The 21261-nt window shown below is 70.7% G+C and carries 19 protein-coding genes; 8 read left to right on the plus strand and 11 right to left on the minus strand.

Annotated features, from left to right (window positions below; all coding sequences use genetic code 11):
- Positions 1 to 27: 27 nt before the first annotated feature.
- A complete protein-coding gene (locus BSB02_RS24150; RefSeq protein WP_084962117.1) occupies positions 28 to 474 on the minus strand; it encodes a PTS sugar transporter subunit IIA in 447 nt (148 codons plus the stop codon).
- A gap of 134 nt (positions 475 to 608) precedes the next feature.
- Between BSB02_RS24150 and BSB02_RS24155 the strand changes: the two genes are divergently transcribed.
- Positions 609 to 1574 carry an RNA-guided endonuclease InsQ/TnpB family protein gene (locus BSB02_RS24155; protein WP_240506620.1) on the plus strand — a complete coding sequence of 322 codons (966 nt, stop codon included), beginning with the start codon at positions 609 to 611 and terminating at the stop codon, positions 1572 to 1574.
- Between the two features lie 56 nt (positions 1575 to 1630).
- On the opposite strand, the gene BSB02_RS24160 is transcribed toward BSB02_RS24155, so the two are convergent.
- Together BSB02_RS24160 and BSB02_RS24165 are read right to left on the minus strand one after the other, a co-directional pair.
- Positions 1631 to 1870, minus strand: a complete 240-nt coding sequence (locus tag BSB02_RS24160) for a PTS sugar transporter subunit IIB (protein ID WP_084962120.1) — start codon at positions 1868 to 1870, stop codon at positions 1631 to 1633.
- A 184-nt stretch (positions 1871 to 2054) separates the two neighbouring features.
- Entirely contained in the window at positions 2055 to 3089 is a 1035-nt protein-coding gene (locus tag BSB02_RS24165) for an SIS domain-containing protein (RefSeq protein WP_084962122.1), read from the minus strand.
- A gap of 98 nt (positions 3090 to 3187) precedes the next feature.
- Here BSB02_RS24165 and BSB02_RS24170 point away from each other — a divergent pair, with 98 nt between their 5' ends.
- Both BSB02_RS24170 and BSB02_RS24175 read left to right on the plus strand, forming a co-directional pair.
- Complete coding sequence (locus tag BSB02_RS24170; protein WP_240506621.1) at positions 3188 to 3928, plus strand: GntR family transcriptional regulator; 741 nt, start codon at positions 3188 to 3190, stop codon at positions 3926 to 3928.
- Positions 3929 to 3996: 68 nt separating this feature from the next.
- Entirely contained in the window at positions 3997 to 5334 is a 1338-nt protein-coding gene (locus BSB02_RS24175; protein ID WP_240506622.1) for a PTS transporter subunit EIIC, read from the plus strand.
- Positions 5335 to 5357: 23 nt separating this feature from the next.
- Here the strand turns inward: BSB02_RS24175 and BSB02_RS24180 are convergent, their stop codons facing one another.
- Complete coding sequence (locus tag BSB02_RS24180) at positions 5358 to 6731, minus strand: carbohydrate-binding protein (RefSeq protein WP_084962275.1); 1374 nt, start codon at positions 6729 to 6731, stop codon at positions 5358 to 5360.
- Positions 6732 to 7216: 485 nt separating this feature from the next.
- On the opposite strand from BSB02_RS24180, the gene BSB02_RS24185 reads away from it, so the two are divergent.
- Positions 7217 to 7654, plus strand: a complete 438-nt coding sequence (locus BSB02_RS24185) for an Rv3235 family protein (protein WP_240506623.1) — start codon at positions 7217 to 7219, stop codon at positions 7652 to 7654.
- 670 nt (positions 7655 to 8324) lie between these two features.
- Here the strand turns inward: BSB02_RS24185 and secA are convergent.
- Complete coding sequence (gene secA, locus BSB02_RS24190) at positions 8325 to 11120, minus strand: preprotein translocase subunit SecA (RefSeq protein WP_084962128.1); 2796 nt, start codon at positions 11118 to 11120, stop codon at positions 8325 to 8327.
- A gap of 212 nt (positions 11121 to 11332) precedes the next feature.
- Between secA and BSB02_RS24195 the strand changes: the two genes are divergently transcribed.
- The 4 genes from BSB02_RS24195 to BSB02_RS41115 are packed head-to-tail and all read left to right on the plus strand — an operon-like array spanning position 11333 to position 13646.
- A complete protein-coding gene (locus BSB02_RS24195) occupies positions 11333 to 11593 on the plus strand; it encodes an HGxxPAAW family protein (protein ID WP_084962130.1) in 261 nt (86 codons plus the stop codon).
- Positions 11594 to 11632: 39 nt separating this feature from the next.
- Positions 11633 to 12820: a winged helix-turn-helix domain-containing protein gene (locus BSB02_RS24200; protein WP_084962132.1), complete on the plus strand. Its 1188-nt coding sequence runs from the start codon at positions 11633 to 11635 to the stop codon at positions 12818 to 12820.
- A gap of 60 nt (positions 12821 to 12880) precedes the next feature.
- Positions 12881 to 13456: an AAA family ATPase gene (locus BSB02_RS24205; protein ID WP_084962134.1), complete on the plus strand. Its 576-nt coding sequence runs from the start codon at positions 12881 to 12883 to the stop codon at positions 13454 to 13456.
- A gap of 40 nt (positions 13457 to 13496) precedes the next feature.
- Entirely contained in the window at positions 13497 to 13646 is a 150-nt protein-coding gene (locus BSB02_RS41115; protein ID WP_169729423.1) for a hypothetical protein, read from the plus strand.
- A 173-nt stretch (positions 13647 to 13819) separates the two neighbouring features.
- On the opposite strand, the gene BSB02_RS24210 is transcribed toward BSB02_RS41115, so the two are convergent.
- The 6 genes from BSB02_RS24210 to mtrA form a co-directional block, all read right to left on the minus strand.
- Complete coding sequence (locus tag BSB02_RS24210) at positions 13820 to 14506, minus strand: response regulator (protein WP_206184857.1); 687 nt, start codon at positions 14504 to 14506, stop codon at positions 13820 to 13822.
- 168 nt (positions 14507 to 14674) lie between these two features.
- Complete coding sequence (gene hpf / locus BSB02_RS24215; RefSeq protein WP_084962138.1) at positions 14675 to 15346, minus strand: ribosome hibernation-promoting factor, HPF/YfiA family; 672 nt, start codon at positions 15344 to 15346, stop codon at positions 14675 to 14677.
- 625 nt (positions 15347 to 15971) lie between these two features.
- Positions 15972 to 16757, minus strand: coding sequence for a ComF family protein (locus tag BSB02_RS24220; RefSeq protein ID WP_084962140.1), 786 nt, complete (start codon positions 16755 to 16757; stop codon positions 15972 to 15974).
- 132 nt (positions 16758 to 16889) lie between these two features.
- Positions 16890 to 18605 carry an LpqB family beta-propeller domain-containing protein gene (locus BSB02_RS24225; RefSeq protein WP_143591071.1) on the minus strand — a complete coding sequence of 572 codons (1716 nt, stop codon included), beginning with the start codon at positions 18603 to 18605 and terminating at the stop codon, positions 16890 to 16892.
- A gap of 4 nt (positions 18606 to 18609) precedes the next feature.
- A complete protein-coding gene (gene mtrB / locus BSB02_RS24230) occupies positions 18610 to 20367 on the minus strand; it encodes an MtrAB system histidine kinase MtrB (protein WP_084962144.1) in 1758 nt (585 codons plus the stop codon).
- Positions 20368 to 20387: 20 nt separating this feature from the next.
- Complete coding sequence (gene mtrA / locus BSB02_RS24235) at positions 20388 to 21065, minus strand: MtrAB system response regulator MtrA (RefSeq protein ID WP_084962146.1); 678 nt, start codon at positions 21063 to 21065, stop codon at positions 20388 to 20390.
- Positions 21066 to 21261: the final 196 nt, after the last annotated feature.

The following is a 21261-nucleotide window of genomic DNA, read 5'->3' on the forward strand; positions in this document are numbered from 1 at the left end:
GGGACGCTGCGTCACGCCCCGCCGGGGTCACGCCCATCGGAACAGCTCGTCACCGACGTGGACCTCGCCGACCGCCACGGCGGTGACCTCCTCCGCGCCCGCGTCGAGCGCCACCACCGGGCAGACCGGAGAACGCCCGCTCGCCTCCACGGTCGCCGGATCCCACGCCACCACCGGCTGGCCCGCGCTGACCCTGTCGCCCTCCGCGGCCAGCAGCTGGAACCCCTCGCCCCGCAGCTGGACCGTGTCGATGCCGAGGTGGACCAGCACGCCCCTGCCGTCGTCGGCGACGATGACGTAGGCGTGCGGGTGGAGCTTCACGATCCTGCCGTCGATGGGCGCGACGGCCTTGCCCGGGCCGCGCAACGGGTCGATCGCCGTGCCCGGGCCGACCAGCCCGGCGGAGAAGACCGGGTCCGGCACGGCGGCCAGCCCCACGGCCGAGCCTTCGACCGGGGCGAGCACGGTGGTCATCGGGCCTGGCCTTCGGTGTCGTCAGCCAACTCAGCCAATTCAGCTCTCTTCCGCCAGGAGCCCCCGGGCTTTAGCCCTGGGGAGGAATGGCGTACGGCCCGCACGTTTGTTCGACGTACGGTCGACTTCACAGCGTGAAATTCGTTGTGCAGGTGCGACTGTTCCCCACGCACGCCCAGCACGTCATCAAGAAAGTCGCCGACGCCTACACCACCGTCCGTGCTCAGGTGAAGGCCAAGTTGCGCGACCCGCTCACCAAACCGATCGGATTCCGCAAGGACGCGGCGCAGCCGTTCGACGACCGGTGCTTGTCCTGGCAGATCCCCGACCGGGCGATCTCCATCTGGACCGTCCACGGCAGGATGAAGGGCATCCGATTCGGCTGCTCCGACGAGCAGGCCCGGCTGCTGGCGGCCTACCGCAAGGGCGAATCCGACCTTGTTCGCCGAGATGGCATGTGGCTGCTCATCGCCACCTGCGACGTCCCCGACACCGATGTGACCGAGCCGGGCGGGTTCCTCGGCGTGGATCTCGGCATCGCGAGTATCGCCACCACCAGCGACGGAACCCGACACTCCGGGAAAGCGGTCAACGCCGTCCGGCACCGCAACCGCGAGCTGCACCGGAGATTGCAGGCCAAGCGCACCAAGTCCGCCAAGCGGCTGCTGAAACGAAGCCGCCGCACAGAGGCCCGGTTCGCCCGGGATCTCAACCACGTGATGTCCAAGCGCATCGTGACCGAGGCTGCACGCACCGGGCGCGGCATCGCACTCGAAGACCTGAGTGGGATCCGCGACCGGGTACGGCTCCGCAAGCCCCAGCGGGCCACGCTGCACACCTGGAGCTTCCACCAGCTGGGAAGCTTCATCGCCTACAAGGCGGCCCGCGCCGGTGTCGCCCTGGTCCACGTCGACCCGGCCTACACCTCTCAGGGGTGTTCGGCGTGCGGGCACGTGGACAAACGCAACCGACCAGACCAGGAAACGTTCTGCTGTACGTCGTGCGGCTTCGCTGAGCATGCCGACGTCAACACAGCCCGCAATATCGCCGCGCGCGGTGTCGCGGGCTGGGCTGCCGTCATGCAGCCGGACGCGGCCTGAACCCTCACCACCAGTGAGCGGCGAGGAGCTGCAAGCCCCCGGATTTATCCGTGGGGTCATGACCCAATGATGTCCTCGATGTCGCTGGCGATGGTGTCGGCCTCGGGGCCCACCACCACCTGGACGACGTTGCCCGTGGCCATCACGCCGTGCGCGCCCGCGGCCCGCAGCGCGGTCTGGTCCACCTTGGAGGCGTCGTGCACCTCGGTGCGCAGCCTCGTGATGCAGGGCTCGATCTCGATGATGTTGTCAGCACCGCCGAGACCCGCGATGATCGCGTTGGCGTCAGCCGCCATCGGGTCCTCCCTTTCGCGCGCCTCTGATCAGGCTAGACGACTTCGGACGATCGGCACCTCCAGGACTTCCCTCACCCGCCGACCCCGACCTTCCCGCTCGGGGTGGTGCGGGAACGGGAGGGAAGTGCCCGGGGGTGGGGCGGGAATCCCGGTGGGGAGGGAGGAAGAGAGGTCCACCGGGGCGTCAGTCGGTCTGGGTGACCTTGTTGAGGCCGCGGGGGGCGTCGGGGTCGATGCCCAGGCGGCGGGCCAGGGCCTCGGTGAGCAGTTGGCCCGGCACGATCAGCCCCATGGGCGCCACCCATTCTGGCAGGTCGGGGCCGTTGAGCGCGGCCGTGCCCGCGGAGGCGAGAGCCGTACCGCCGCCGATGGTGTAGGCGGCGGCGCCCGCGCCGACCACGCGCTCGGCCAGCGCCACCGTGCCGGGCAGCGTGGGGCTGTTCTCGGCGGCGACCAGCAGCGCCGGGGTCTCCGCGTCGACCACGGCGATCGGGCCGTGCAGCAGGTCGGCGTACGACAGGCCCATGGCGTGCAGGTAGCAGGCCTCCTTGAGCTTGAGCGCGGTCTCCAGAGCCGTCGAGAACGCCATGCCGCGCCCGGAGACCACCACGCCCGGCTTGTCGGCCAGGCCCTCCACGACCGTCTCCAGGTCGCCGGGGTCGGCGATGAGCTTGTCCACCGCGTCGGGCACCTTCGCCAGGTCGTCCGCGTCCACGTCCGCGCCCAGCCCCAGCGCCAGGACCGCCAGCGCGGCCAGCTGGGTGGTGTAGGTCTTGGTCGCCGGGACGGCCTTCTCGACGCCCGCCTCGGTGCACAGCGCCAGGTCGGCCGCCTGGGCGAGCGGGCTGTCCGGACCGCCGTTGGTCACGCCGACCGTGGCGGCGCCGCAGTCCTTGGCCCAGACCAGCGTCTCCACGATCTCCTCGGTGCGGCCCGACTGCGAGATGGCCACCGCGAGCACGCCGTTCAGGTCGATCTTGCGCTTGTAGGTGGTGGCGATGGAGGGAGCGGCCAGGGCGGCGAGCCGCCCCGCGTGCGATTCGACCAGGTAACGACCGTAGACTGCGGCGTTGTCCGAGGTGCCGCGGGCGATGAACAGCAGCTGGCGGGTCCGCTCCGCCAGGGCCCGGATCTCCCCGGTCCGGGGCAGCAGGGCGTCCAGCGTCGCCCGTAGCGCCGCCGGTTGCTCGGCGATCTCTGTCCGCATCCTGGTCGTCATGTCGCTCCCATCGCTATAGTTGTCGCCATCTGGTCTAGTCCGGACTAGACCAGTACGAACCATAGCCCATGTGCCATGTCGGATCGAAGGGAGGCCCTGTGGCGCACATCGATCCCGACAGCCCGGTCCCCAAGTACTTCCAGCTGCGGGAGATCCTGCTCGACCTCATCGAGAGCAACGAGCTGAGCATCGGTGCCGCCATACCGTCGGAGCGCGACCTGTGCCAGCGCTTCGGTCTGTCCAGGATGACGGTACGGCAGGCGGTCGACCACCTGGTCTCGGAGGGTCGGCTGCACCGGGTGCCGGGCAAGGGCACCTTCGTCGCGCGGCCGAAGATCGAGCTCGCGCTGCAGCTGACCTCCTTCACCGAGGACATGCGGGCCCGCGGGATGGTGCCGGGGGCGCGGGACCTGGACCGCAGGATCGTGCGCGCCAGCGCCCACCTGGCCAAGGAGCTCGGCATCCAGCCGGGCGACGAGGTGCACTTCATCGAACGGCTCCGCACCGCCGACGGGGAGCCGCTGTCGATCGAGCGGGCGCACATCCCGGTCTCGCTGGCCCCGGACCTCGACAAGCAGGACTTGACGGATAAATCACTGTACGAGCTGCTGGAGCGCCGCTACGGCATCGTCTTCGACGCCGGCGAGCTGACCATCGACGGCGGCATCGCCGACCCGAGCGACGCCGACCTGCTCAAGCTCGACCGCGGCGGCGCCGTGCTGCTGCTCCAGCGCCGCTCCTTCTGCGGCGGGGTCTGCGCCGAGCTCGGCGTGTCCACCTATCGCGCCGACCGCTACCAGCTGCGTACCGTCCTGGAGATGCCCGCCCGGCGCGGGTGAGGCTCCGCCGTACCGCCTGACCCGGCGCGGGTGACGCCCCGCCGTACCACCCCCTGCGAGGACCCACGGTGAACGAGACGACAGCAGCCCCACCCTCGCCGTTCGCCCGCCTGATGGCCGTCCTGCAGCGCCTGGGCCGCTCGCTCATGCTGCCCATCGCCGCCCTGCCGGCCGCCGCCCTGCTCATGCGCTTCGGCCAGCCCGACATGCTCGGCGCCAACGGCCCGGAGCCGGGCGGGCTGGCCGACGTCGCGGGCCTGGCGTGGCTGAACGACGTCGCCGAGGTCCTGGCCGCGGCCGGGGGCGCGCTGCTGGAGAACCTCCCGCTGCTGTTCGCCGTGGGCGTGGCCATCGGCTTCGCCAGGAAGGCCGACGGCTCCACCGCCCTCAGCGCCGTGGTGGGCTACCTCGTCTTCGACCGCGTCACCCGCACGATGTTCCTCGGCTCGGGCATCAGGGAGCAGGTCCTCACGCGCACCGACACGATGGAGGAGGTCGTCAACTACGGCGTCCAGAACCCCACAAGGGTGCTGGGCGGCATCCTGATCGGCCTGGTCACGGCGCTGCTGTGGCAGCGCTTCCACCGCATCAAGCTGCCCGCGTGGCTGGCCTTCTTCGGCGGGCGGCGGTTCGTCCCGATCGTGACCTCCATCGCCTCGCTCGTGCTCGGCGTGCTGATCGGGTGGATCTGGCCGGTGCTCGGCGAGTGGATCGGCCAGGCGGGCAAGCTGCTGGCCGACGCGGGCGCGGCCGGCACCGGGATCTACGGCGTGCTCAACCGGCTGCTCATCCCGCTCGGGCTGCACCACTTCGTCAACTCGATCGTCTGGTACCTGGTCCCCGAGTGCACCGTCGGCGGCAAGGAGCTGGGCGGCGACTGGAACTGCTACTTCGCGGGCGACCCGCACGCCGGGGAGTTCATGGCCGGGTTCTTCCCCGTCATGATGTTCGCCCTGCCCGCCGCCGCGCTGGCCATGTGGCGGGCCGCGCCCCCGCATCGGCGGCCCGCCGTGGGCGGCATCATGCTGTCGGCCGGGCTGGCGTCGTTCGTCACGGGCATCACTGAGCCCATCGAGTTCGCCTTCGTCTTCGTGGCGCCCGTGCTGTTCGCGGTGCACGCCCTGCTCACCGGGGCCGCCATGGCGATCACCACGCTCATCGACGGGCAGCTGGGCTTCGGCTTCTCCGCGGGGCTGATCGACCTGCTGCTGAACGCCAGCAAGGCCAACACCCGCAACCTGCCGGGCATCCTGGCCCTCGGACTGGTCTACGGGGTCGTGTACTACGTGGTCTTCAGCTTCCTCATCCGGCGGCTGAACATCATGACGCCGGGGCGGGAGCCGGATCCCGACGTGGACTCCGGGGAGGCGGCGAGGCCCCCGGCGGCGGGAGCGCCGGGGGCCTGAGGAACCGGGTTAGACAGGCCGGTTCAGACCTGCTGCCACAACGCCGGGACGTTCGGCGGCTCCCAGCCGGGCTGGGAGGTGTGCGCCTGGAGGCAGCGGTAGGTGGCTCCGCCGTACGTGACCTGGGCGCCCACGGCGTACGCGGTCCACGGGGCCCACGTGCCGCCCGGCGGGTTGCTGCTCGTCGGGGTCGGCGACGGCGTCGGGCCGGGGCCGCCGGAGGCGACCAGCGACAGCCCGTAGGCGGAGAGGATCTCGTTGACCGGCTGGTAGTACGTCGTGCCGCCGCTGGAGCAGTTGCCCGAGCCGCCGGAGGTGACGCCCTGCGCCTGGCTGCCGGAGAAGTACGAGCCGCCCGAGTCGCCCGGCTCGGCGCACACCGTGGTCCGCGTGACGCCCGTGACGGTGCCCTGCGGGTAGGTGACGCTGGTGTTGTGCTGCTGGATCGTGCCGCAGTGGTACTGCGTGGTCGAGCCCGACCGGCACACCGACGCGCCGGGGACGGCCTGCTGCGAGCCGGTGATGGTGATCAGGCCCTGGCTGTAGGCGTTGACGTAGCGGGTGGGCGTCCACTGGCTGTTGACCTCGACCCAGGCGTAGTCGTTGCCCGGGAAGGACGAGCCGCGGAAGGTGCCCTGCGCCACGCGGTTGTAGCCGCTGGTCGACTGGCCGACCGTGCCGCAGTGTCCGGCGGTCACGAAGCCGCCCTGGCTGCCGGGCTTGGTGACGGCGAAGCCGACCGAGCAGCGCCCGCCGCCGCCCATGTAGTAGGCGTCGCCGCCCCGCACGTCGTAGAGGGGGACGGGGCGCTCGCCCGACTGCTGGATCTGCACCAGGGCCTGGTCGACGCCGCCGGCGGCGACGACCCGCCGGGCGGCGGCCGGGTCCTGGGCGAGGACGACGAGCTTGTTGGCCTGGACGTCCACGTACCAGGCCGGGACCGAGCGCGGCATCCGCTTGGCGAGCTGGTCCAGCCGCGCCTTGGCGGCCTCGAGCGCGGCCAGCGGCTGGGAGACGAGCACGGGCGTGCCGCCCAGGTCGCGGATGGTGGCCTGCTTGGCGGCGTCGCTGGTGGCGACCATGAGCGTGGAGGTGGGGCCGGTGACCCACAGGCCGCCGTAGGCCGCGCCGAGCGCGTTCCTGAACAACGGCTCCACGTTCGCGGCCGCGGTCTCGTTGACTAAGCGTTCCTGGGCCTGCTCTGCGGTGATGCCGAGATCGCGGCTGAGCGCCTGGACCAGCTTCTCGTCGGGATCCGCCGCGGCCTCCGCCTGCTGGCGGGCCTGGGCGTAGGGGGTGGGGGGTTCGCCCGCGGTGGCCGCGAACGCGACCGCCGGGACGGCGGCGAGGACGAGGGCGATGGCCGCGCTCGTCCCCGCGACGTGCTTGCGGAGCATGAACATCTCTCCTCGGATCAGGGGGTGCGCCGCAAACGTAACGGGGGCGCCGCCGCCGGCGGCCATATCAGCGGGTTCCCCATCCGGTGTTATGGCCTGCCGGTGTTCGCGGAGTTCGCGCAGGTGGGAGCCGCTTTCTCCGGTACGGCCGGGCGATTGGGGGCGGCCATAACACTTGGCCAGAGCGCGGCGTTATACCGCCGGGATTCGGGACATGCCGCGGTTGGAGGGCCGTGGACCGAATAGCGGGGTCGTGGCGGGATCTTCGGCGCGAATCGGTGCGGAACTCCCGCGCCGCCCGAGAAAGTCGCGGCGCGGTGTATCCGGGGGCCGGGCCGAAAACTCTTAGCAGTGACGTCCGCTCGGCGGTGAGATCCGCTCAGCGGTGAGATCCGCTCCGCAAGGACCTCCGCTCAGCAGGGACGTCCCCTCAGCAAGAACTTCCGCTCAGCGGTGACTTCCGCTCCCCTTCCCATGGAGGTGTCATGTCGTCCCGACTCCCTCGCTTCTCCCGCCCCGCCGGGCCCGCCGTCCAGGGCTCCCTGGCGTTGAGCGACGCCCTGGCCCTGACCGACGAGGCGGCGGTCCGCCCCCTGGTGTGGGGCGCGCCGGGCGCGGTGCCGGACGAGCGCTCGCTGCGCCACCTCGGCCAGGCGCTCGCCGAGGTCCTCGCCGGCCGCCGCCCTCCCTCCTCGGTCGCCGACCGCCTCACCGACCGCGCCTACCGTGACCTGCTGCGCGCGGGCAGGATGATCGCCGCCACCCGCCCGCCCTTCGTCGGCACCCCGCACGTCAAGGAACCGGCGGACGGCGCGCTGGAGCTGTGCATGCTCGTCCACTGCGGCGACCGCAGCCGCGTCCTCGCCCTGCGCCTGGAGCGTCGCGGCGTCCAGTGGCTGTGCACCGACTTCGAGACGGCTTGAGGGGTACGGCCCGGCGGCCTCGGAAGAGGCTCCGGCGCTCAAAAAGCATGGCCTTCGGCCTAACCCCGGCGCTTCGCGCTCATCGGCCTCAGGCTGTGCTCAGCGGGGTGCGCCTGGCGGCGCACCCCGCACAGCACGACACATGAGTGACCGACACCCACACAGCAGGGCGCCCGTGAGCAGCCAAGCACCGTGGGCGGCCGGGCACCAGAGCGTAACGCGCCCGCATTGGCCAACGCCAAGGGGCCACGAGCCCCCAACCACCGCCAAGAGCCCACCCACCACGCACGCCAACAGCCAGACACCAGCACGCAGCCCGCAGCACACCGACATCGGCCAACACCAAGAACCGCCAGCCTCAACACCCCAGGAGCCCACCACGCACGCCGCCGTAGAGACTCCGCCTCACAAAAGCTCCCTGCCATCCCCAAGCACACCCGGCGGAATCGCCTCCACAGACCTGGGCGTTGCCGCGACACGCCCAGCCGAGCCACGTTCTCTGCAGCGTCCGCCAAGCGCCCACCGAAGCCGAGCTCGAAGCCGAAACCGATCCGATCCGCCCGCCAGGCCGTACCGGAACCGCGCGACCCGGTCCGCGCCGCCGTACCACCAAAAAACACCAAGCGAAGGCCCCGCACCGGGACGGTCGGTGCGGGGCCTCGCGGCGGCGTCAGGCCTGCTGCGCGTGCTTGGGGTCGCCGTGGCAGCGCTTGTACTTCTTGCCCGACCCGCACGGGCACGGGGCGTTGCGCTCGACGTTGCCGTAGGCGGCGCGCTGCTCCGGCGTGGTGCGGACGCGGGTGTGCTCGACCTCGCCCTGCTCGCCGGGCGCGATGTACTCCAGCTCGGAGGGGCGCTCAGGCCCGCGCAGGCCGCGCGCGATGATGGAGCGCGTCTCCGCCAGCACCGCGTCCTCTTCCTCCACGATCGGGCTGGTCTGCACCTCAACCTCGAGGTTGAACAGGTACCCGACGGCGTCCTCCTTGATGCCGTCGAGCATCGCGGTGAACATCTCGTAGCCCTCGCGCTGGTACTCGATCTGCGGGTCCTTCTGGGCGTAGGCCCGCATGCCGATGCCCTCGCGCAGGTAGTCCATCTCGTAGAGGTGCTCGCGCCACTTGCGGTCGAGCACCGAGAGGATCACGCGGCGCTCCAGCTCGCGCATGGCCTCGGAGCCGAGCTCCTCCTCGCGGCGGTCGTAGGCGCGCAGCGCGTCCTCCTTGACCCGCTCGCGGATGAGGTCGGCGGTGAGCTCCTCGCGGCTGCCCGCCTCCTCGACGAGGTCCTCGACGGTGACCTGGATCGGGAACAGCTCGCCGAACGCCTTCCACAGCTTGTCCAGGTCCCACTCCTCGGCGAAGCCCTCGGAAGTGGCGCCGTCGACGTAGCCGTCGATCACATCGCCGATGAAGCCCCGCACCTGCTCGTGCAGGTCGGCGCCCTCCAGCACGCGCCTGCGCTCGGCGTAGATCACCTTGCGCTGGCGGTTCATGACCTCGTCGTACTTGAGGACTTCCTTGCGGATCTCGAAGTTCTGCTGCTCGACCTGGTGCTGGGCGGAGGCGACGGCCTTGGTGACGATGCCGGACTCGATGGGCTGGTCGTCGGGGATGTTCATACGCTGCATGATCATGTCGACCCTGGCGGAGTTGAACAGCCGCATGAGGTCGTCCTCGAGCGACAGGTAGAAGCGGGACTCGCCGGGGTCGCCCTGGCGGCCGGAGCGGCCGCGCAGCTGGTTGTCGATGCGGCGCGACTCGTGGCGCTCGGTGCCCAGCACATACAGGCCGCCGAGGGCGACGACCTCCTCGTGCTCGGCCTTGACGGCGGCCTCCATCTTGGCCAGCGCCTCGGGCCAGGCCTTCTCGTACTCCTCCGGGGTCTCGATCGGGTCCAGGCCGCGCGCCTTCAGCTCCATGTCGGCGCGGAACTCGGGGTTGCCGCCGAGCATGATGTCGGTGCCTCGACCGGCCATGTTGGTGGCGACGGTGACGGCGTGCTTGCGCCCGGCCTCGGCGATGATCGCGGCCTCACGGGCGTGGTTCTTGGCGTTGAGCACCTCGTGCGGGACGCCGCGCCGCTTGAGCATCCTCGACAGCCGCTCGGACTTCTCCACCGAGGTGGTGCCGACCAGGACGGGCTGGCCCATGTTGTAGCGCTCGACGATGTCCTCGACCACCGCCTGGAACTTGGCGTCCTCGGTGCGGTAGATCAGGTCGGGCATGTCCTTGCGGATCATCGGCTTGTTGGTGGGGATGGGCACCACGCCGAGCTTGTAGGTCTGGTGGAACTCGTTGGCCTCTGTGGCCGCGGTGCCGGTCATGCCCGCGAGCTTCTCGTAGAGGCGGAAGTAGTTCTGCAGGGTGACGGTGGCCAGGGTCTGGTTCTCGTCCTTGATCGGCACGCCCTCCTTGGCCTCGATGGCCTGGTGCATGCCCTCGTTGTAGCGGCGGCCGTGCAGGATGCGGCCGGTGAACTCGTCGACGATGAGGACCTCGCCGTTGGCGACGATGTAGTCCTTGTCGCGCTTGAACAGCTCCTTGGCCTTCAGCGCGTTGTTGAGGAAGCCGACGAGGTGGGTGTTCTCCGGCTTGTAGAGGTTGTCGATGCCCAGCCAGTCTTCGACCTTGGCCACGCCCGACTCCAGGATGCCGACCGTGCGCTTCTTCTCGTCGACCACGTAGTCGCCGGTGGGCTCCTCGCCGGGGTTCTTGGGCTCCTGACCCCTGCGCAGCCTCGGGACGATCTTGGCGAACTCCTGGTACCACTTGCCGGACTGCTCGCCGGGGCCCGAGATGATCAGCGGCGTGCGGGCCTCGTCGATGAGGATGGAGTCGACCTCGTCGACGATGGCGTAGTAGTGGCCGCGCTGCACGCACTCCTCGATCGACCAGGCCATGTTGTCGCGCAGGTAGTCGAAGCCGAACTCGTTGTTGGTGCCGTAGGTGATGTCGGCCTGGTACTGCTTGCGCCGCTCGTCGGGCGACTGCCCCGACAGGATGCAGCCGACCTCCAGGCCGAGGAAGCGGTGGATGCGGCCCATCTTCTCGGCGTCGCGCTGGGCGAGGTAGTCGTTGACCGTGACGACGTGCACGCCCCTGCCCGTCAGGGCGTTGAGGTAGCTGGGCATGACACAGGTCAGGGTCTTGCCCTCACCGGTCTTCATCTCGGAGATGTTGCCGAAGTGCAGGTTGGCGGCGCCCATGATCTGCACGTCGTAGGGGCGCTGGCCCAGGACGCGGCGCGAGGCCTCGCGTACGGTCGCGAAGGCCTCGGGAAGCAGGTCGTCGAGGGACTCGCCGTCCGCGTGCCGCTGCTTGAACTCGTCGGTCATGGCCCGCAGCTCGGCGTCGGTCATGCTCCTGAAGTCGTCCTCGATGGAGTTGACCTGATCGGCGATGCGCTTGAGCTTCCGCAGAATCTTGCCCTCGCCGGCGCGAAGGATCTTGTCCAGAATGGCTGCCACTTGATTAAAGCTCCTCGCAGGTCTACCCCGGCGGCGCCGCCAGGAGGAGAGGCCGAGACATACTTCCCCGTAGCCATCGTAGGCCGTTCCGCCACCTGACACAGCCACCGCGATGAGCGGCCCTCCTCCCCCTTCTGGAAGAATGCCGAGGAGTAGGGCGCAAGAGCACGGAAAGCCAGCCAGGAGGCCGCTGGCAAAGAAAGGATTGCCATATGGTCGAGGGGCAGAAGAAGGAGCAGACCGAGAACCTGGGCAGCCACGGCGGGCGCGCCTCTTCCTGGCTCGCGGTGACGATCATGCTGATCGGCTTCACCGTGGGCGGGTTCGGTCTGACCCAGTCCAACTGGCTGATCGTCTGGATCGGCGTCGGCATCACGGTCCTCGGGGGGATCCTCGCCCTCGTCTTCAACATCTTCACCGACGTCGTGATCGACGCGCCGCGCGAGGGGATGACGGTCGAAGACCACCGATGAGCCCGTCGTTGTCGGTGTGCCCCGCTAGCATTCGCCGACATGACGGACTTGACGGCCGCTGAGGCCCGCCGATTGGTGCTGCGCGCCCAGGGCTTCGTCGGCGCCGACGCCCGCAAGGGCGGTGTCGCCGCCATGCTGCGACGGCTGGGCGCGGTGCAGCTCGACACCGTCTCGGTGCTGGCCCGCTCGCACGAGCTGGTCGCCTACGCCCGGCTGGGCGCCGTCGGCAGGCGGGCCGTCGAGCGGGCCTACTGGCACGACCCGGCCCGCAGTTTCGAGTACTGGTGCCACGCCGCCTGCATCCTGCCCATCGAGCACTGGCCGCTGTACGGCTTCCGCCGCCGCGGCTTCCGCGCCCGGGGGCTACGCTGGCACACCGTGCCGCCGGACGTCGACAAGCTGCTGGAGCGCGTACGGCAGAGCGGCCCCGTGACGACGTCCGACGTGGGCGGCGCACGCAACGGCGGCCCCTGGTGGGACTGGTCCGACTCCAAGATCGGCCTGGAGTGGCTGCTCGACATCGGCGAGCTGGTCTGCACCCGCCGGGTGGGCTGGCGCAGGGTCTACGACCTGGCCGAGCGGGCCGTGCCCGCCGAGCTGCTGGGCCAGGACCTGCCCGACGAGGAGTGCATCCGGCGGCTCGCGGGCGTCGCCGGGCGCTCGCTGGGCGTGGCCACCAGGGGCGACCTGGTCGACTTTTTACGGGTGCGCAACCAGCACGCGGCGATGCTGGACGAGGCGCTGCTGAGCGGCGGGTCCGGGCTGGTCCCGGTGACGGTGGCCGGCTGGCCGCCGGGCCGGAAGGGCGGCCCCAACGCATGGGCCGACCCGGCTCTGCTGGCCTCCGACGTGCGCGGCCGGCACCGCACGACCCTGGTCTCCCCCTTCGACTCGCTCATCTGGCACCGCGGGCGCACCGAGCGGGTCTTCGGCTTCACCTACACGCTGGAGCTCTACGTTCCCAAGGCCAAGCGCGTCCACGGCTACTTCACCATGCCGGTGCTGGCGGGCGGCCGCCTCATCGGCCGGGTGGACCCGGCCCGGGAGGGGTCGACGCTGGTGGCGCGGCAGGTGCACCTGGAGCCGGGCGTCGACGGGCGCAAGGCGGTGGAGGCGGTGCGCGAGGCCCTGTGGTCGGCGGCGGCGTGGGTGGGGTGCGACTCGGTGCGGGTGGAGCGGAGCGACCCGCCGCACCTGGCCGCGGAGCTGGCGCGTGAGCCCGCGTGAGCCCGGCGGCGCCGGCCGGAGGAGCCCCGCGAGCCCGGCCGCGCCCGCCCGCGAGCCCGCATGACGCCGATCGTGCTGCTGGGCGGCGCGTCCGGCACGGGCAAGACGCGGGTGTCCTATCCGCTGGCCCGCCGCCTGGGCGTCCCGCTCGTCGAGGTCGACGACATCGTCGAGGCGTTGCAGGCGATGACCACGCCCGAGCAGGCGCCGCTGCTGCACTACTGGCGCGTCGACCCGCGGGCGCGCACCCTGGGCCCGGAGGAGATCGTGCGGGTGCAGATCGCGGTGGCCGAGGCGCTGACCCCCGCGATCGTGGCGGTCGTCGCCAACCACCTGGACACCGGCACACCGGTCGTGGTCGAGGGCGACTACCTGCTGCCCGCCGTGGCCCTCCGGCCGGAGTTCGGCGGCCGGGTGCGGGCGGTGGTGCTGCACGAGCCGGACGAGGAGCGGCTCGCGGCCAACTACCGCGCCCGGGAGCCCGAGGCGGGCGACCAGGCGGGCCGGGCCAGGGTGAGCCGCCTGTACGGCGACTGGCTGGCCGGCCAGGCCCGCTCGCTGGGCGTCCCGGTGGTGGCCGCCCGCCCGTGGCACGACGTGCTCGACCGGGTGACGGCCGCCCTCGGATGCGGGTGACCTGCCGAATCGTCTCGCGTGTCGTGGGTAGGGGACGCCCATGGCGAAACTCATGGACCGCGTGCGCTCCTTCCTTCGCAGCCCGCAGGGCCGGCGGACCGTCGAGAAGGCCAAGCGCATCGCGAACGACCCCGGCAACCAGGCCAAGGCGCGCCGTTTCCTGGAGCGCCTGCGCACCCGCCGGCACTGATCGCCGAAAGGCGAAGGCCGCAGAAGGGAAAGGCCACCGAAAGGAAAAGCCACCAAGGAAAGGGCGCGGAAAGGCGAAGGCTCGGTTCACCGGGCGACACCGTCCGGTGAACCGAGCCAGGCGCAGGCGTGGGCGCTGCCGTACCCCCTAGAGCGGCAGGACCCCGTGCGGCCTCAGGTGATCTCGAGCATCCGTTCGCGCACCGCGTAGACCACGGCCTCCATCCGGGAGTGCAGCTGGAGCTTGTCCAGGATGTTGCGGACGTGGTTCTTCACGGTGTTCTCGGAGATGAACAGCTGCTTGGCGATCTCGCGGTTGTTCATGCCCTTGGCGACCAGGCGCAGGACCTCCATCTCGCGCTCGGTCAGCCGGGGGACGGGCAGCTGCGGCGGCCGTTCGGCCTCCTTGCGGCTCATCGCGGCGAACTCGTTGATGAGCTTGGCCGCCATGGCCGGGTTGATGAGCGACTGGCCGCCGTGGACGCCGCGCACGGCGTCGGGCACCTCGTCGAGCTGGACGTCCTTCAGCAGGTAGCCGGTCGCTCCCGCCTTGATGGCCTCGAAGAGATCCTCCTCCTCGTCGCTCACGGTCAGCATGATGATGCGGGTGCTCGGAACGGAGGCCTTGATGCCGCGCGTGGCCTCGATCCCGCCGCGCCTGGGCATGCGCACGTCCATCAGGACCACGTCGGGGAGGAGGCGGTCGGCCAGTTCGACCGCCTCCTGTCCGTCGCCCGCCTCGCCGATCACCTCGATGTCGGCTTCCGCCGTCAGCGTCATCGCGAGGCTCCGCCGGATCAGCTCGTGATCGTCGACGATCAGGACCCTGATCGGCTCACGCGCCTTGTCGGATTCCCTCACGCGGCCGCCTCCGAAGAACGCGGGCACGCGCGCCCGCCGCTTCGCTCGCGGAACTCGCTCATGTCTCCTCCTCGTGGGGGGCCAGAGCCGTTGAACCGCCATCATGGCACGGGTTTTGCGGTTCTTGGGTGGTCGAGAGGATCTTCTTGACGGGCGGGCCGGGCGGGCTCAGGGCTCGACGAGCCGCAACACCCCGTAGTTGTAGCCGCGCCGCCTGTACACGACGCTCGGATGCCCGCTTTCCTTGTCGCGGAAGAGGTAGAAGTCGTGGCCGACCAGCTCCATCTCCAGGAGCGCCTGGTCGATGGTCATGGGTTCGGCCTTGTGGAACTTCTCGCGCACGATGAGGGGGCCCTCGCCCTCCATCTCGATCGGCACGACGTCGTCGTACTGCTTCTCGTCCGGAGCGTAGTCCTCGGGCTCCGGCTCGGCCTTGCGGGGGGCTGCTGACTCGGGCACGAGCTGGGCCTTGTCGGGCGGCCCGGCCAGGAGTGAGGCGGACAGCTCGCCGATGGACGGCGTGGCGTGGCTGCCGTGGTGGACCTTGCGGCGGTCGGCGAGTTTGCGAAGGCGGCTCTCCAGCTTGTCGAGGGCCATGTCGAGCGCGGCGAAGCGATCGTCGGCGGAGGCCTCGGCCCGGATGGCCGGACCGCGGCAGTGGATGGTGAGCTCCACACGCTCGCGCTGGTCGGCGAGGCGTGGGTTGCGTTCCTTGGACACCTCCACGTCCACTCGGATGAGCTTGTTGTTCAGACGCTCGATCCTGGCCAGCTTGGTCGTCACGTGGTCTCGGAACCGATCACTCACTCCTGTGTGCCGGCCCTTGACGATGATGTCCATGCAACAACCCCCCTTCGTCTAGCGACTGCGGAAGAGCGCCCGACGACGCGCCTTGCCCAGCAAGGGACTTCCTCTCCTTTACCGTTACCCTCCTGTTGCCCAGATGCAACCTTCAGGCGCGGTGTCATCAGGAGACTCATGAGCACCCGTTCGGCCGACCTGGTCTTCGACCCCACATCCGCCTGCTGAGGGTTTCGCAGCTCTGGCGCCACTACCGCCCTTCTCTTCTGACGGGGGACATCTGGACCCCCGGGAAGGCAGGACTTACCCCTAAGCCGCACCGTGATCGGTCGACGAAGAGTCGCCTTACGTGGGCCGTTTCGCCTGCGGCTGGCATCGGCTAGCAGAGCCGGGACTGCCGGCTCTGCGCAACCACGGACCCGAACGGGTGCCATGTCAGAACGCTATCCGCATCGGCGGGGAATGTCAGCCTGGCGATCGAGCGAACGATCACTTTGCGTGAGGTCGGTGCGCGTTACGGCCTGCACCTCGTGCCCGGTTTCGGGGGATTCGCTCCCGGCGACGCCCTGCGGTCCAGCATGGTGAGCTGGAGAACCGGGCTTGACCGGATAGGCAGGTATGGCGCGTGGGTGAGCCGCGAAAGAAGATCTTCTTTTACCGACGGTCACCGTCGGGAATTTCGCGACCTCCGGCGTGTCGCCGCCACCGTGACGGCGAGCGGGACCGCCACGCCCGCCGCCCGCAGGGCCCTGGCGGCTTCCGCGATGGTGGCCCCTGTCGTGACCACGTCGTCCACGAGCACGGCCCTGGCGGCGCCGACAGGATGGGCCACGCGCAGCGAGCCGTGGAGGTTGGCCGCCCGGCGGGCCGCGGTGAGCCCGGCCTGGTCGCCGACCGGCCTGGCCTGGGCGAGCACCGGCCGCGCCGCCACCGCCCGGCCCGTACGGCACAGCAGCCCGGCCGCCCGCGCGGCGAGCTCGCCCACCGGATCGTGGCCGCGGCTTCGCAGGGTACGGCTCGCGCTCGGCACCGGCACGAGGACGAGAGGCGCCTTGGAGGTGATGGGGCGTCCAGAGGCCACGGCCCGGTCGGCGGCTATAGGCGAGCCGAGGGCCGTGAGCGGGCTGAGGGCCGCGGGTGGGCTGACGCCCGTGGACGAGCCGAGGGCCGTGGGTGAGTGCAGCGCCTCGGCCAGCGTGAAGGCCAGCGCCTCGGCCAGGGGTGCGGCCAGGCTGGTGCGGCCGCGCTCCTTGTAGGCGAGGATGGCCCGCTTGACCGGTCCGGCGTAGTCGGCCGCCGACCAGCACACCGGCAGGCCGGGCGGGCACGGCTCCGGCATCCGGCGGGCCGGAGCCGGGCACAGGCACGCCTCGCACAGCGCCACGCCGCGCAGGCCGCAGCCGCCGACGCAGGTCTGCGGCGCCAGCAGGTCGAGCAAGGCGGTCAGCACGGTGGACCAGTGTGCCGGACAGGACCGACAGTCGCGCCGTAAAACCGGAGGCCGTCCCAGGCAAGGCCAACAGCGGCACCGCCAGGACCGGCAGTCGCGCCGGGCAAGGGCGACAGCCCCTCAAGGGAGCCGCTATGGCCGCTCCGACAGGAAGGCCGGATAGGCGGGCAGGCCCTCCTTGATGTTCCCCAGCGGCTCCAGCTTCTGGGTGGAGTCGAGCTCCAGCACCCGCGTGTCGGTGCCGACGAGCGTGCGCCCGCCGAAGGAGGCGATGGAGTTGGCGTCCTTGATGGTCCCGCCGACGTTCTGCATGGGCCCGGTCACCAGGTGGACGCGGGTGATCGCCTGGTCGGTCAGCACGAGCAGCTGCTCGACGTTCTCCCAGGCCACATCGACGATCTCCTCCCTGTCCTTGCTGGCCTTGGCCTCCAGGAGCTTGCGGAAGTTGCCGACCTGCCCCGGGAGGATCGTGCCGACCTGCACGGACTGGCCCTGCCCCGCGTCGCGGGCGATGATCGCCAGCCGTACGCCGTCGCGGGCGAACTTGATCCGCTCGACCGTCTCGCCGGTCAGCGTCGGCGCGGGGATCTGGGTGGGCTGCTGCCCGCCGCCCTGGGGGTCGAAGCGCAGGAAGGTCTGGCGTGCCGGGTCGTAGGTCCACAGCGTGCCGTCGGGCCGCCAGGCGGGCGAGACCAGGCCGGTGCCCCGGATCCACAGCCGCCACTGGCTGTCCTGGTGGACCCAGATCCCGTCGGAGCCCGACACGGCGATCCGCGCGCCGTCGGCGGAGACCGCGGGGTCCTTGAAGTCGGGACGCGGCTGCATCCCGCGCGGGACCCAGTCGGAGAACTCCTTGCGCGGCTCCTGTTCGCGCAGCACGGCGCCGTCGCGCAGCACGTAGGCGTTGGCGAGCAGGGGCTGGGGCTGGGACGGCTGGTAGTCGCTCGGGCTGATCGTGAGCGGGCTGGTGCCGTAGAACGGTTCGCCGTCGTGGAGGACCTCGATGACGCGGCCGTTGACCTGGTTGCGCAGGCTGGCCCCGAGCTGGACCTTCAGCCCCTCGGGGTTGCCGATGCGGTCGGGGTCGAAGGCGCCGCCCAGGTCGACCACGACGGCCTCGCCGCGTTTCTGCACCGACAGCACGCGGGTCCCGGGAGGCAGCGCGCTGTGGACGGCGTCGCGCAGCGCCTCGCTGGGCCCCTGCGCCAGGCGGGCGACGATGCCCTCGGCCAGGTTCTCGGTCGGCTTGCGGCGGATCTTCACCAGGTCGAGGACCGGGTTGTCGTTGTTGTCCAGGTAGTAGAGCTTGGCGTCCTCGTAGGAGCGCTCGACGTCGGCCGCGGTCAGCAGCAGCCCGTCGAAGCTGAGCCCTGAGACCACATACCCCTGGTCGCGCGTCTTGTCGAGGGTGACCCAGCGGCTGAACGGCGAAGGGGCCGTCATGGGGACGTAGCGGCCGTCGGCCCGGATCTCGGCGATGATGTTGCCGGAGATCTGGACGCGCGCCTCGGCGTCGGGCGGGCCGGACAGCTTGACCTCGAGCTGGTCCAGCACCGACACGGGCACGTGCGGGTTCCAGTCTTTGCGCGCCTGCGGGGTGAGGTACCTCCACAGGGTCTTGTCCTGCCCCTCGTCCGCGTAGGCGGCCATCGCGGCCTGCATGCCCATGACGACCTGGTCGGGCCGCCACTCCGGACGCGGCTTCGTGGGCACCAGGCGCTGGAACGACCCGCCGAGCGCGGCCCCCGCGTCGGCGGCGTCCGGCGCGATGGGCGCGCTGCTCAGCGGGATGACCGAGCAGCCCGCCCCGCCGACCGCCACGCAGACGGCCAGGGCCACGGCGGTCATCCGGCTACTCCGCATGGACGACCCCCTCGTCCGAGGGCGCGGGGCCGGGGGCGGGACCGGCGGCGGGGCTGGAGGTGGCCGGCGCCAGGACGGGCGTGATGTGCCCGCGCCAGGTGCGGCGGATCTGGATCTCCGGCGGCTCCAGCGGCAGCGGCGAGCCCTTCAGCTCCACGCTGGAGTCGCGCGGCAGCGTCAGGCGGAACTGCGAGCCCTCGCCGGGCTGCCCCCACGCCTGCAGCCAGCCGCCGTGGAGGGTGGCGTCCTCGCGGGAGATGGCCAGGCCCAGCCCGGTGCCGCCGATGGTCCTGGCCCGCGAGGGGTCGGCGCGCCAGAACCGGTCGAAGACCATGTTCTCCTCGCCGGGCTTCAACCCCACCCCGTGGTCCCGTACGGCTACCGCCACGGCGTCGCGGTCGGCGCCCACGGTGACCACGATGTCCTTGCCCTCGCCGTGCTCGATGGCGTTGAAGAGCAGGTTGCGCAGGATCCGCTCCACGCGCCGGGCGTCGATCTCGGCCATGCACGGCTCGTTGGGCAGGCGCAGGTCGAAGCGGGTGGAGTGGCGCTCGGCCAGGGCGACGGAGTCGTCGACGGCGCGCAGCACGACGTCGCGGATGTCGGTCTGCTCCAGGTCGAGCGTGGCGGCGCCCGCGTCGTAGCGGCTGATCTCCAGCAGGTCGGCCAGCATCGACTCGAACCGCTCCAACTGGGCCTGCATGAGCTCGGCCGAGCGGGCGACCATGGGGTCGAAGTCCTCGCGGGCGTCGTAGATGAGGTCGGCCGCCATGCGGACCGTCGTCAGCGGGGTGCGCAGCTCGTGGGAGACGTCGGAGACGAACTGGCGCTGGACCTGCGACAGCTCCTCCAGCTGGTGGATCTTCAGCGCCAGGTTGGCGGCCATCTCGTTGAAGGAGGTGGCCAGGCGGGCCAGGTCGTCCTCGCCGCGCACCTTCAGCCGCTCGTCGAGCTGCCCGGCGGCCAGGCGTTCGGCGGCCTGCCGCGCCAGCCGTACCGGGACCACGACCTGGCGGGTGACCAGCGAGGCGATGGCGGCCAGGAGCAGCACCAGGCCCAGGCCGACCAGGACGAGCACCTGGCGCACCGCGGACAGGGTGTCCTCCTCCGCGGTGAGCGGGGAGAAGTGGTAGACCTGGCGGCCCTCCTCCAGGACCACGCCGGTGACGACCGAGATCTGGGTGCCGCCGCGCTCGTAGGGGACGGCGGCGATGATGCTCTTGCGCGTGGGCTCGCCCACCAGGGTCTTCTCGGCGAAGGCGTCCATGGCCGCGCGCAGTTGCGGGGGGATGCTCTGCTCGCTGACGGCGCCGGCGATGCGGGAGCCCTCGGGGTGCTCGGGGTTGAGGATGATCAGGTCGTAGCGGCGGTTCTCGTCCTCCACCGGGGAGACGGCCTTGATGGCCTGGTCGATGGCCGGCGTGTGGATCTGCCCTGGCTTGGGCGCGTCGTCCTGGTCCTCCTGGGAGAGCAGGATGTTCCTGATGGTGGCCGTGTCGTTGCGCGCGTCGCTGATCACGGAGGCCCGGCGCGGGTCGACGACCGAGTCGCTGATCTCCTGGAACAGGAAGTAGCCCAGGACGGCGACCACGGTCATCGAGATGGCCAGCGTGCTGGTGACCACCCGCATCTGCAGCGAGCTGCGCCACAGATGCCGCACCCTGCGCGCGGCACGCCTGGCCCGCCGCCGGACTCCTCCGAGAATCTGGCGGAATGTCCGTCTACGGGCCGTTGCGGCGGGAGTCATCTCAGGGAACTACCGGCAGGTCACGCCGGGCCGGCTTTGTAGCCGACGCCGCGGACGGTGACCACGATCTCGGGGTGCTCGGGGTCCTTCTCGATCTTGGCGCGGAGCCGCTGGACGTGCACGTTGACCAGGCGGGTGTCGGCCGCGTGCCGGTACCCCCACACCTGCTCCAGCAGCACCTCGCGGGTGAAGACCTGGCGCGGCTTGCGCGCCAGGGCGACGAGCAGGTCGAACTCCAGCGGCGTGAGGTTGATGGTCTCCTCGCCGCGCTTGACGGAGTGGCCCGCCACGTCGATGGTGATGTCGCCGATCTGGAGGATCTCCGGGGTCGGCTCGTCGGTGCGGCGCAGCCGCGCGCGCACCCTCGCGATGAGCTCCTTGGGCTTGAACGGCTTGACGATGTAGTCGTCGGCGCCCGACTCCAGGCCCAGCACCACGTCGATGGTGTCGCTCTTGGCCGTCAGCATCACGATGGGCACGCCGGACTCGGCCCTGATGCGGCGGCAGACGTCGATGCCGTCGGCCCCGGGCAGCATGAGGTCCAGGAGCACCAGATCGGGACGGGTCTCGCGGAACGCATCGAGGGCCTTGTCGCCGTCGGAGACAAAGGAGGGCTCGAAGCCTTCTCCGCGCAACACGATGCCGAGCATCTCGGCGAGAGCGGCGTCATCGTCGACGACCAGCACGCGACCTTTCATGGCCCCTCATTCGGTTCTACGCATTGTGGGACATACAGCACGATGCAGGAAAGGGTACCCTTGCCTGCCATCTGGATGTGACGTGAGACCGTCAAAAGTCGAATCCTACGACCCTCTCCGACGTCCCGCGTTCTCCCCCGCAATCATCAGTCTGCGTTAAGCGGCGACGATTAGACCATCCCTACGCCCGGCTTGC

The organism is Thermoactinospora rubra (genome assembly GCF_002093975.1).
Classification (GTDB): Bacteria; Actinomycetota; Actinomycetes; order Streptosporangiales; family Streptosporangiaceae; genus Nonomuraea; species Nonomuraea rubra_A.